Source organism: Geobacter psychrophilus, assembly GCF_056821595.1.
Map to the genome: position 1 here is coordinate 3561321 of NZ_JBXDTU010000004.1, position 12517 is coordinate 3573837.

General features: G+C 57.5%; 10 protein-coding genes. 9 read left to right on the forward strand and 1 reads right to left on the reverse strand.

Translation table 11 applies throughout. The features are described from left to right. The first annotated feature begins 97 nt into the window (after window positions 1–97). The 9 genes from ACOCF6_RS19085 to ACOCF6_RS19125 all read left to right on the forward strand — a co-directional run bounded on the left by ACOCF6_RS19085 (window position 98) and on the right by ACOCF6_RS19125 (window position 11989). Window positions 98–1240 (forward strand): efflux RND transporter periplasmic adaptor subunit, encoded by a 1143-nt coding sequence (locus ACOCF6_RS19085; RefSeq protein ID WP_482461910.1) that lies wholly within the window; start codon window positions 98–100, stop codon window positions 1238–1240. Window positions 1241–1259: 19 nt separating this feature from the next. Beyond that, window positions 1260–1847: a DUF4337 domain-containing protein gene (locus ACOCF6_RS19090; protein ID WP_482461911.1), complete on the forward strand. Its 588-nt coding sequence runs from the start codon at window positions 1260–1262 to the stop codon at window positions 1845–1847. An 8-nt stretch (window positions 1848–1855) separates the two neighbouring features. Beyond that, a complete protein-coding gene (locus ACOCF6_RS19095) occupies window positions 1856–4984 on the forward strand; it encodes an efflux RND transporter permease subunit (RefSeq protein ID WP_482461912.1) in 3129 nt (1042 codons plus the stop codon). A gap of 37 nt (window positions 4985–5021) precedes the next feature. Next, window positions 5022–5423 carry a hypothetical protein gene (locus tag ACOCF6_RS19100; RefSeq protein WP_482461913.1) on the forward strand — a complete coding sequence of 134 codons (402 nt, stop codon included), beginning with the start codon at window positions 5022–5024 and terminating at the stop codon, window positions 5421–5423. Window positions 5424–5430: 7 nt separating this feature from the next. Further along, entirely contained in the window at window positions 5431–7224 is a 1794-nt protein-coding gene (locus ACOCF6_RS19105; RefSeq protein WP_482461914.1) for a GspE/PulE family protein, read from the forward strand. Between the two features lie 169 nt (window positions 7225–7393). Further along, window positions 7394–8386: a biotin synthase BioB gene (bioB, locus tag ACOCF6_RS19110; protein WP_482461915.1), complete on the forward strand. Its 993-nt coding sequence runs from the start codon at window positions 7394–7396 to the stop codon at window positions 8384–8386. Then, window positions 8383–9099 (forward strand): dethiobiotin synthase, encoded by a 717-nt coding sequence (gene bioD / locus ACOCF6_RS19115; protein ID WP_482461916.1) that lies wholly within the window; start codon window positions 8383–8385, stop codon window positions 9097–9099. The genes bioB and bioD overlap by 4 nt, the downstream gene beginning before the upstream one ends. After that, complete coding sequence (bioA, locus tag ACOCF6_RS19120; RefSeq protein ID WP_482461917.1) at window positions 9096–10457, forward strand: adenosylmethionine--8-amino-7-oxononanoate transaminase; 1362 nt, start codon at window positions 9096–9098, stop codon at window positions 10455–10457. Before bioD ends, bioA begins: the two co-directional genes overlap by 4 nt. A gap of 134 nt (window positions 10458–10591) precedes the next feature. After that, a complete protein-coding gene (locus ACOCF6_RS19125; protein ID WP_482461918.1) occupies window positions 10592–11989 on the forward strand; it encodes a sigma-54-dependent transcriptional regulator in 1398 nt (465 codons plus the stop codon). A gap of 3 nt (window positions 11990–11992) precedes the next feature. Here ACOCF6_RS19125 and ACOCF6_RS19130 read toward each other — a convergent pair whose 3' ends face one another. Then, the gene (locus ACOCF6_RS19130) at window positions 11993–12457 is read right to left on the reverse strand and encodes a PaaI family thioesterase (protein WP_482461919.1); all 465 of its coding nucleotides are present in this window, start codon (window positions 12455–12457) and stop codon (window positions 11993–11995) included. Window positions 12458–12517 lie beyond the last annotated feature (60 nt).

The following is a 12517-nucleotide window of genomic DNA, read 5'->3' on the forward strand; positions in this document are numbered from 1 at the left end:
TTTGGCTGTTGCGGAATTGCTGTGGTCGTAGCAACTGAGTTGGTATATAATTTTGCGCCCATGAGTTCATTTGCAGGTATTTGTTTCGGAGTAGTGGATGATGACTCGTTATCGGAGATGTGTTTGGTTTTTCTTGCTGGCGCTCCTTGCAGGTAGTGCGGGGTGTGCCAAAAAAACTGAAAAACCACGACCACGACCTCCCGCCCTGGTCGATGTTGTTGCGGCTACCCGGCGAAATGTGCCGGTGCAGCTCAAGGCGATCGGCACCATGGAGGCGTCTGAAAGTGTGGTTGTCAGGACCCAGATCAGCGGTGAACTGACCAGGGTCGCCTTTCGTGAAGGGCAGGAGGTGCAGAAAGGGGCCTTGCTGTTCCAGCTCGATCCGCGCACTTATCAGGCCGCTATACGAAAGGCTGAAGCTGCATTGGCCCGGGACCGGGTCATCCTGTCGAATGCCCGCAAGGACTACGAGCGCTACTCGCAACTGGTCAAGGACGGCATCGTTACCCAGGAGCAGGCCGAGGGCTACCGTACCAGGGCTGAATCGGCTGCCGCCGATGTGGCTGCCGATCAGGCTGCGCTTGACAGCGCCCGGGAACAGCTGGCGTTTTGCACGATCACCTCGCCGATCAGCGGCCGTCTGGGTGTACTGGCCGTTGATCGCGGTAACGTGGTCAAGGCCAATGATACGGTACTTGTTACGATCAACAAGTTGACCCCCATCAATGCCACATTTACCATTCCTGAGAAGGAATTGCCCGTATTAAAGTGCCATATGGCTGCCGGCAAGGTTGTGGTAGAGGCGGAGGTGACGGGAGGGGCTGGCAAGGAAAGCGGGGTTGTTTCCTTCTTCGATAATACGGTTGACCCGACCACCGGGACCATCCGGATCAAAGCATCCTTCAGCAATGCCAGAAAACAGCTCTGGCCCGGCCAGTTTGTCAATCTGTCGATTACCCTTGCCATGAAGAACAACGCGGTAGTTGTGCCGAGCCAGGCGATCCAGACCGGGCAGAAAGGGCAGTTTGTCTTTGTCGTGAAGCCGGATGCATCCGCCGAACTCAGGCCGGTTGTCGCCAGTTCCGTCGTACAGGGCCTGACGGTTATAGAAAGTGGACTCCAGCCGGGTGAACAGGTGGTGATTGATGGCCAGATGCGGGTCGTTCCGGGCGGCAAGGTCGAAATCAGGCAGCCGGAAAAGCCGGGAACGGCCAAACCAGCTGCGCCGGCAGTAAAATAATCGAGTGGAGAGTGGTTGCATGGCGGAAATAGAACTTCCCAATCCCGAAGAGCTTGAAGAACAAAAAAAGGATGTATTTTCCAAACGGGTTGCCCTGTGTACGGCTCTCTTCGCAGTCATGCTGGCGATTACATCGCTGGGCGGCAACAATGCTGCAAAAGACATGATGCTGTCACAGCAGCAGTCATCCAATCAGTGGGCTTTTTACCAGTCCAAGGTCATGCGTGAGCACCTTTATCGGGTTGAGCAGCAGCAGGCTGCGGCGCTGCTTGTCGAACGCGGGGCCTCAATGAACCCGCAGGCGCGGCAACTGTACGAAAAAAACCGACAGTCATATGCCGCCGAGGAAAAGCGCTATAACTCCGAAAAACGTGAGATAGAACAGGCAGCAAAAAAGTTTGAAAGCCAGCGCGATATAGGTGTCGCCAAAGACCCCTACTTTGACTATGCCGAAGCACTTCTGCAGATCGCCATCGTCATGGCCTCCATCTCGATCCTGTCCGGCTCGCGCCCGGTATTTGGCCTGTCAATAATCTGCGCTCTCACGGGATCATTGCTGTGTCTCAACGGTTACCTGCTGCTGGTTCACGTGCCGGGACTGGGCTGACAGGATCAATGAACCTCTCGGAACTCTTCATAAAACGTCCGATCATGACCAGCCTGGTGATGCTGGCGGTCATGATCTTCGGCCTGTTTGCCTATCGCCTGCTGCCGGTCAATGACCTGCCGAGTATCGACTTCCCCACCATCCAGGTGCGGGCCGACCTGCCTGGCGCCAGCCCGGAGACCATGGCCTCCTCGGTTGCCACGCCCCTGGAGCGCCAGTTTTCGACCATTGCCGGGCTGGATTCCATGACCTCCACCAATGGTCAGGGGCTCTCAATCATTACCCTCAAGTTTTCCCTGGAAAAGAGCATCGACTCGGCAGCCCAGGATGTCCAGGCTGCCATCTCCAAGGCGGCCCGCCAGCTCCCCCAGAACATGCCGACCCCGCCCTCCTATCAGAAGGTCAACCCGGCCGACCAGCCGGTGCTCTATCTGGCCCTCAGTTCACCGACCCTGCCGCTGTCAGACGTCAATGAATTCGCCGACACGATCATCGCCCCGCGCATCTCCATGGTCAATGGCGTGGCACAGGTACTGGTCTTTGGCTCGCAGAAATATGCCGTGCGGGTGCAGCTTGACCCCAGAGCTCTCGCCAGCCGCAAGATCGGCCTGGATGAGGTGGCGGCCGCCCTGGACAAGTGGAATGTGAACCTGCCGACCGGGGGCTTGCAGGGGGCCAAGCAGGCCTTCACCATCCAGGCCTCCGGCCAGCTGTATGACGCCGCGGCCTTCAAACCGCTGGTCGTGGCCTACCGTGGCGGCGCTCCGGTGCGCCTGCAGGATATTGCCATCGTCAGCAACAGTGTCGAAAACGACAAGATCGCCGCCTGGTACAACACCAAAGGTGTCTCCACCCGGGCCATCGTTCTGGCCATCCAGCGCCAGCCCGGCACCAACACCATCGAGGTGGTAGACAGCATCAAGCGGCAGATGCCCGGCTTCCGCAGCCAGTTGCCCGGCTCGGTTGACCTGAATGTCCTCTTCGACCGCACCGATACGATCCGCGAATCGGTTACCGATGTTAAGTTCACCCTGCTGCTGACGATCGCCCTGGTTATCCTGGTTATCTTTCTCTTTCTGCGCAACCTTTCAGCCACGGTCATCCCCAGCCTGGCCCTGCCGCTCTCCATCATCGGCACCTTTGCTGTCATGTATGTCCTCGGTTTTTCGGTCAACAACATCACCCTGATGGCCCTGACGCTGTCGGTTGGATTCGTGGTGGACGATGCCATCGTCATGCTCGAGAACATCGTCCGCCACATGGAGCATGGCGAATCGCCCATGGATGCCTCATTACGGGGATCGAAGGAGATCGGCTTCACGATCATCTCCATGACGATCTCGCTGGTGGCGGTCTTTATCCCGGTGCTCTTCATGGCCGGCATGCTGGGCAGGATGCTGCACGAGTTTGCCGTGACCATCACCTTTGCCATCCTGATCTCCGGGGTCGTGTCGCTGACCCTGACCCCCATGCTCTGCAGCCGTTTCCTGAAACCGGTTGCCGAACAGAGACATGGGCGTCTGTATAACGCCATGGAACGTTTTTTCGATGGCATGCTGCAGATGTATGAGCGTTCACTTTCCCGGATCCTCCGCTTCCGGCGGACAACGGTGGTTGTTACCTTTGCCATGATGATCGTCACGGTCTGGCTCTTTGCATCAATGCCGATGGGGCTGTTGCCGTCGGACGATATCGGCGCTATCTTCGCTACAACCGAGGGTGCCCAGGGGGTCTCCTTCGAGGAAATGAAGACCCAGCAGGGTAAGCTGATTGATATCGTCCTGCAGGAACCGAATGTGGAGGCCTTCATGTCATCGGTCGGTGCCAGCGGGACGCGGGTCGGCTCCAATTCCGGCTTCTTTTTCATGAAGCTCAAACCCCGGCACCAACGAACCTTGAATGCCGATCAGATCATCCAGAAACTGCGACCGAAGGTTTCATCGGTTCCGGGCATTATGATGTTCATGCAGAACCCACCCCCCATCCGTTTGGAGGCGACTCTGGCCAAGGCCCAGTACCAGTTTGTGCTGCAAAGCCCGGATACGGAAGAGCTTTACCGCCAGGCGGCGGCCTTTGAACTGCGGGTGCGTGGCCTGCCGATGCTGCAGGACGTGACCAGCGACCTGCAGATCAAGAATCCCCAGGTCAATCTGGATATCGACCGTGACCGGGCGGCCTCATTGGGGGTTTCCGCCCAGCAGATCGAGGATACCCTCTATTCAGCCTATGGTTCACGGCAGGTATCCACCATCTATTCCCCCACCAACCAGTACCGGGTGATACTGGAACTGGAGCCGCGTTATCAGCTTGATCCCGCCTCCCTGGGGCTGCTGTATGTGCGCTCGGGCGGTGGTCAGCTGGTACCGCTGTCGTCGCTGGGTACCCTCAGAAACGACCTGGGCCCCTTGTCGGTCAATCATCTGGGACAGATCACCGCTGTGACGATTTCCTTCAACCTCAAGCAGGATGTCCCGTTGGGCGATGCGGTGGTGGCGGTCGAGAAGGAGGCCAAGACCCTGCCGGCTTCCATAACGACCGGTTTTCAGGGGACGGCCCAGGTCTATCAGGCCTCCACCAAGGGACTGGCCCTGCTGCTGATCATCGCCATCCTGGTGATCTACATCGTGCTGGGCGTGCTGTACGAAAGCTATATCCATCCACTGACGATCCTGTCCGGTCTGCCGTCGGCCGGATTCGGCGCGCTGATCACCCTGCTGATCTTCGGCAAGGACCTGAACCTGTATTCTTTTGTCGGCATCATCATGCTGGTCGGCATCGTCAAGAAAAACGCCATCATGATGATCGACTTTGCACTGGAGGCCCAGCGCAATGAAGGCAAGACACCCATGGAGGCCATCTATCAGGGCTGCCTGGTCCGTTTTCGTCCGATCATGATGACCTCCATGGCAGCGCTGATGGGGACACTGCCGATCGCTATCGGTTTTGGCGCCGGTGCGGAGTCGCGCCGGGGCTTGGGGCTGGCTGTGGTAGGCGGCCTGCTGGTGTCGCAGCTGCTGACGCTTTATATCACGCCGGTGGTATACTATTACATGGATCGGATTCAAACCTGGGCTCAGCTGCGATTCAAAAAACCTCAATATCCCGGCGTGCATGCCGATAAAGAACACATAGTGTGAGTAATTTCGGCAGGGAACAAGAGCGGGGAGTGTGAGCATGGCCGGCGCTTCAGTCAAGACACTAAAAATTCCGGAAGACATCGAGTACCGGGTAATCGGTAACGCCTTTGGCCTTCTGATCTCGTTGGCAGGGCTGCTGGGCGGCACCATGCTCAATCAGCGCAGTTTCGAATACTGGATGGATGATCTGGTCCCGCTGCTGTTCTCGGCCTATATGGTCTTCCGCCTGTTCCGCAACTTCATTGCTACCCTGACACTGTATCAGGATGCCCCGCCACATCGCCGCCCCCCTGCACAGCGTGTCCAGGCCGATCAGGCTGCTTTTGCCCAGCTGCCGCCGGTTCCGAGTTATTCCGCCGAGCAGGTGGTTGAAGAGGTGGCCAAGCGGATTGAAGCTCAGAAGGCTGAAGCACAAAAAAAGAACAAAATGATGAATTGAAGGTGCTATGGCCGATCCGAAAAAGCTGACCCTTGAAAACTGCGCCCGCCTGCTCCAGAAGCGGAATTTGATATCCCCGGAACAACTGACCGAGATACTGGCCCGGGGTAAAACCCAGGAAACACGTCTGTATGCCCTGCATCAGTCGGGCGGTTCGCGCAGGATCCAATCCGGAACGGCCGATATCATCTCACCGGCCGAAGTCATCGCTTCGTTCAATCTCGAATTGCACGGCACGTCAGGCAAATTCCTGACCGAGGACCTGGTTACCGAGGCCGTCTCCCTGGCGGTTGGTCTGCCCTATCTCAAGATCGATCCGCTCAAGCTGGATCTGGAGGTGGTTACCTCCCACATTCCCCGTCCATTTGCCCTCAAGAACCTGATAGTTGCGGTTGCCGAGAGCAACGGAACCATCACCGTGGCGGTGGCTGACCCGTTTAACGACGGCGTCATCAATGAACTGGCCAATGCCCGCCAGCTTTCCATCAAGCGTGTACTGAGTTCCAAGAGCGATATCCTCAAGATCCTGCGGGAGTTTTACGGCTTCCGCGCTTCGGTCATGGCAGCAGAGGCGGAGTCAACCACGACCGTCGATCTGGGCAACCTGGAGCAGGTCTTCAAGATGAAGGGACACCAGGAAATCGAGGGCAATGACAAGCATGTCATTTCTGCGGTCGATTTTCTGCTGCACTACGCCTTCGAACAGCATGCCAGTGATATCCACATCGAGCCCAAGCGTGAGAAAGGGCTGATCCGTTTCCGTATCGATGGCGTCATGCATAATATCCACGTGATCCCCAAGCCGCTTCACAATCCGATTGTGTCCCGCATCAAGCTGCTCTCCCGCATGGACCTGGCCGAGAAGCGCCGTCCGCAGGACGGCCGCATCAAGACCAATTTCAATAACAAGGACATCGAACTGCGGGTTTCAACCGTACCGGTGGCCTTCGGTGAAAAGGTGGTCATCCGGATCTTTGATCCCGATATCCTGCTGCAGGACCTGGACAGCATGGGTTTTTATCCGCGGGAGATGTCGCTGTACAACTCCTTTATCCGGCGACCCAACGGCATTATCCTGGTGACCGGCCCGACCGGATCCGGAAAGACGACGACCCTGTATTCAACGCTGCGCAGCCTGTCGTCACCGGAAGTCAACATCATCACGGTCGAGGACCCGATCGAAATGGTCATGGAGGAGTTCAACCAGATCGGTGTTCAGCAGACCATCGGTGTCGGCTTCGACACCATTCTGCGCAACATCCTGCGCCAGGATCCCGATATCATCATGATCGGTGAAATCCGCGACAAGGAAACTGCGGAAAATGCCGTTCAGGCGGCACTGACCGGGCATCTGGTGCTTTCCACCCTGCATACCAATGATTCTGCCTCCGCCATTGTGCGCCTGCTCGACCTGGGGGTACAGCCATTCCTGATCTCGGCCACGGTGATCGGCATCATAGCCCAGCGCCTGGTACGGAAGATCTGTCCCCATTGCAAGAAGATGCGTGAACTTTCACATGAAGAGCGGGACTATCTCCAGATCGGCAAGAAATCCCACGTGGTCTGGGAAGGGGAGGGGTGCAAGGAGTGCCGTGGAACCGGCTACAGGGGGCGTACCGGCATCTTTGAAGTCCTTGACATGAACGAGCGCATCAAGTCCATGGTGACCGGTTCGGTCGAACTGGCAGATCTGATGGCTGCTGCCCAGGACAACGGTCTGGAAAGCCTGCGTCAGATTGCCATCCGCAAGATGCTGGAAGGGTCGACGACCTATGAAGAGGTTATCTCGATGACCGGGTAGTTGCCGGTTTCTGCATTATGAAGAAAAAACCGCTGAGATGTTCGGCGGTTTTTTTGTGCTGAAACAATTTGATATAAGCAAAGGCAGCAATTGTGGTTGTAAACACGATATGTGCTGGTGGTTGACAATATGTGGTAAGCTATGCTAACGATTATCCCGGAGGTAGTGCATGGAACTTCGAGCTTTTATTCAAAATAGTTCTGACAAGGTGATTGCCGGGGAGCAGTTTGCTCGGGAAGATGCCTTGCGTTTGTCGGCGGCTGCCGGTACCGACCTGTATCTGCTGTTTGCCGAGGCATCCCGCATCCGGGAGCATTTCAAGGGGAGTGCGGCTTCACTCTGCTCGATCATCAACGCCAAATCGGGGCGCTGCCCGGAGAACTGCGCTTTCTGTGCCCAGTCCGCGGCCCATTCGACCAATGTCCAGGTCTACCCGCTGGTGGATGAGGAAGAGATCGTGCGCTGCGCCCACAGTGCCGAGCAGAACGGCGCCCGTTGTTACGGCATTATTACCAGTGGCACCGGTATTGCCCCGGGAGCCGAACTGGAGAAGATCTGTCGCGCCGTGCGCCGCATCAAGGCTGAAACGGGCATAGATCCCTCCTGTTCCCTGGGGATTCTGGATCTTGAAACGGCGCTGTTGCTCAAGCAGGCCGGCATGGTGACCTATCACCATAATCTGGAAACTGCCCGCAGTTTCTTCCCCAGCATCTGCACGACCCACGACTACCAAGACGACGTGGAGACGGTCAGGGCCGTCAAACAGGCCGGCTTGAAGGTCTGTTGCGGCGGCATCTTCGGTCTGGGAGAGGGTTTTGAGCATCGTGTGGAACTGGCCGAAACATTGCGGGAGCTGGATGTGGATACGGTCCCGATCAATTTTCTCAACCCGGTTGAGGGCACCCGTCTGGCGGATGCCAACTTCCTGACACCGCTGGAGTGTCTGAAAATAATCGCCCTATACCGCTTTATGCTGCCGGAAAAGAATCTGACCGTGTGTGGTGGGCGCGAAAAGAATCTGCGGGAACTGCAGTCGTGGATTTTTCTGGCCGGGGCCAGCGGCATGATGACCGGCAACTATCTGACCACGCCCGGACGTGATCCGGAACAGGACCGGCAGATGCTGATAGACCTGGAGCTGACGATCGGAGAGTGCGGGTGAGTAAGGGACTATTCATTACCGGAACCGATACCGGTGTCGGCAAATCGATTGTAGCGGCCACACTGGCGCGCCTGTTGCGGATGCGCGGACTCAACGTCGGGGTCATGAAGCCGGTTACCAGCGGCTGCCGCGAAGAGAATGGCCGGCTGATCTCTGATGACGCCCTGCTGCTTTGCCAGGCCGCCGGAGTTGCCTGCTCGGATGATGTGGCTCCGTATCTGCTGCGGGAGCCGGTTGCACCGGCCGAGGCGGCCAAGCAGGATGGGGTGCGCATCGATTTTGGCCGTATTCGCGATGCATTTGACCGATTGGCGGCAACCCACGATTTCGTGATTGTGGAAGGGGCCGGAGGGCTGATGGTGCCATTGGCCGGCGGCATGCTGGTGGCCGACCTTGTCCGGCAGCTGGAGCTTCCTCTCCTGGTTGTGGCCAGACCAAACCTGGGCACCATCAACCATACCGTGTTGACCTGCTTTGCCGCGCAGCAGATGGAGTTGCGGGTGGCCGGCGTGATCATCAACAATTACCCGCTTGAGCCGGATCTGGCTGAGCGGAGCGCACCCCATCATATCGGTTCCCTGTGCGGGGCAGCCGTGCTCGGTATCTGGCCGCATCGTGATGACATCGACGAGATGGAAGCTGTCGAGGGATTGGCCGACTGGCTGGATGGCCAGCCTGAAACGGATATCGTACTGCGGGAACTGGGGCTGTGAGCGGCTTTTCGACAGAACAGCTGCGGGAGTGGGACAAGCGGCACGTCTGGCATCCCTTCACCCAGATGCAGGATTGGGAACAGGAGCAGCCGATTGTCATCACCAGGGGCGAAGGCTGCTGGCTGATCGACAGCGACGGCAAACGCTATCTGGACGGGGTGGCCTCCATGTGGACCAATGTCCATGGCCATTGCCGGCGCGAGTTGAATGAAGCGCTCAAGGCGCAGGTGGACCGGCTGGAACATTCCACCCTGCTGGGACTGGCCAGCGAGCAAAGCATTCTGCTGGCCCAGCGGCTGGCGGAGATCACACCGCCTGGACTCGACCGGTTCTTTTATTCCGACAACGGTTCCACTGCCATGGAGGTGGCGGTCAAGATGGCCTTTCAGTACCAGGTCCATCGCGGCCGGCCGGAGCGGACACGTTTCATCACCTTTCACCATGCCTATCATGGCGACACCCTGGGTGCGGTCAGCGTGGGGGGCATCGATATCTATCACGGCACCTTCCGGCCGCTGCTGTTCGAGGCCATCCAGGCGCCTGCGCCCTATTGCTACCGCTGTGAACTGGGCTGCAGTGACCCTGCGACCTGCGGCATGAAGTGCCTTGATGCCCTGGAAGCTCTGCTGGTAGAGCATGGCGCCACCTGCGCCGGCCTGGTGATCGAGCCGCTCCTACAGGGGGCCGGCGGCATGATCGTGCAGCCGCCCGGATTTCTGACCCGGGTGCGGGAGTTGTGCGATCACCACGGCCTGCTGATGATTACGGATGAGGTTGCCACCGGTTTTGGGCGGACCGGCCGGATGTTCGCCTGCCAGCATGAAGGGGTGCTGCCGGATATTATGGCGCTTTCCAAGGGGATCGCCGGAGGGTATCTGCCGCTGGCCGCCACGGTGACCACGGAAGAGGTCTACAGTGCCTTTATGGGGGAGTATGCCGAGCTCAAGACCTTTTTTCATGGGCATACTTTTACCGGCAATCCGCTGGCCTGTGCCGTGGCCCTGAAGAGTCTGGAACTGTTTGAAAGCGACAACCTGCTGGAGGCCCTGCAGCCCAAGATCGCCCGCCTGAGCGAGCGGCTGGCTGCATGTGCCCGGCTGCCGCATGTGGGTGATGTCCGCCAGTGCGGCATGGCGGCCGGTATTGAGCTGGTGGAGGATAAGGCCACAAAACGGGCCTATCCCTGGGAGCAGAAGGTCGGCATTCGCGTCTGCCTGGAGGCCCGCAAGCATGGTATCTTCTCCCGTCCATTGGGGAATACGGTCGTCGTCTTTCCGCCGCTGGTGATTTCTCCGGATGAGCTGGAACTGCTCATGGATGGGCTGGAACGGGCGATACGCTCGGTAACCGGTGATTGAATCACAAACGACCCCTCTGGAAGGAGGGGTCGTTTGTTTTTATATCTGCTGGTAGAGTGACTTTCTGATTGCATTTAGGAACGTTTGCCGATTAAATACCTCCCAGAATATCTGAATTTGAAGGCGAACCGCTCATGAACCACGATCCACTCATTCACATCCTGTTGATCGATGACGATGACTCCGGCAGGGAGGCACTGGGGCTGTTGCTCAAGTCAGCCGGGTATGCCGTTACCGTTGCGGCCACAGGTGAAGAGGCCTTGGCCATCATGGAGCGGGATTCGTTCAGCCTGATTGTGTCGGATCTGTTTCTGCCGGACAAAAGCGGTATAGAGATCCTGCAGCATTCCCGGCGCCTGTCGCCCACGACAGAGGTTATCGTTGTGACCGGTTTCGCCTCGGCCGAGACCGCAGTCAGTGCCATGAAAGAGGGGGCCTTCGACTATATTACCAAGCCGGTCAATTTCGAAGAGCTCAAGATGGTGGTCAATAAGGCCCTGGAAAAGCAGCAGCTCCTTTCCGAGAATGTCTATTTGCGCAAGCAGCTTCAGGGCCGTTTCGAGTTCACCAATATCGTCGGCACGTCACCGGCGATGAAGCTGGTTTTTGAACGCATGTCGCGGATCGTCAAGACGGATTCTACCGTTCTGATTACCGGTGAATCCGGTACCGGCAAAGAACTGGTAGCCCGGGCGCTGCACTACAACGGCATGCGAAAAAACAAACCGTTCGTGGCGGTTAACTGCAGTGCTATTCCTGAACTCCTGCTGGAGAGTGAGCTGTTCGGGCATGAACGCGGATCTTTTACCGGAGCGATCAGGGACAAGGCCGGTAAATTCGAGGCCGCCAACCACGGCACGATCTTTCTGGATGAGATCGGCACCATGCCCTTGCATCTGCAGACCAAGCTCCTGCGGGTCCTGCAGGAACAGGAGGTGGAGCGCGTGGGCTCGAACAAGTCGATCAAACTCGATGTGCGCGTGCTTTCCGCGACCAATATTGATCTGGAACAGCAGGTCCGTCAGGGCCAATTCCGTGAGGATCTATTCTACCGGCTCAACGTGATTCCGTTGCATCTGCCGCCTCTGCGGGAGCGGAAACAGGATATCATGGCGCTGGTGGCGGTGTTTCTTGATAAATGCTTCCATCTCATGGGGCGCTCACCAATGACCATCAGCAGGCGGGCACTGGAAGCGCTTGAACAGTACTCCTGGCCCGGTAATGTCCGTGAGCTTGAAAACCTTGTTGAACGATTGGTGGCGCTGACGGAGGGTGATGTTATTCATATCGAGGATCTTCCGGTTGAGGTCTGCGGACAGGGTGTCATCTCCGGCGATATCTGCCTGGAACTGACTGAACAGGGTATGGATATGGTCGCGGCCATAGCCGAGATCGAACGCAAGTTGATTACCCAGGCACTGCTGCTTGCCGGCGGAGTCAAGGCGCGGGCCGCCACGCTGCTGGGGGTCAACAGAACCACGCTGGTCGAGAAGATGAAACGGATGGGGATGCTGGGTGCTCCGGAATTATGACCGCTAAGCGGATGTGTCTTCTTTCCGATCCTTTTTAATGCGGAATACAGCCTGGAACGTGGCGGCCTTGATATTCTCCTCGGTAAAGATGCACACCTCGCCAGCGATGTCACGTTCGGTCTGTCCTGTTACGCTGGCACATGCCCGTACACGTCCCCAGCGCACCGGCGCATGAAACTTCAATGACAGGTCAATTGTTGCAAAATGAGTACCCTCTGGCAGCACTGTTTTGATAGCGATCGCCAGTGCTGTGTCTGCCAATGAAACAATCGCTCCGCCATGCATCAGACCCATCCCCTGACAATGTGACGCTGAGAACGGCATGGAAAGTTCCGCGTTCCCCGCGCAGGCATGTTCTATATGCATCCCCAGGAATTCCTCGAAGGGAGCCAGGGCGATCCATTCCGGCAGGGTGAAGGGCAGGGGGGTGTCTTTTTGAATTGGGCGTGTAAAGATTGATTCGTACATATGGTCACCTTGTCAAAACCGTAAATTGAATATTAAACGAAGAAGGGTATCTGCTTAACA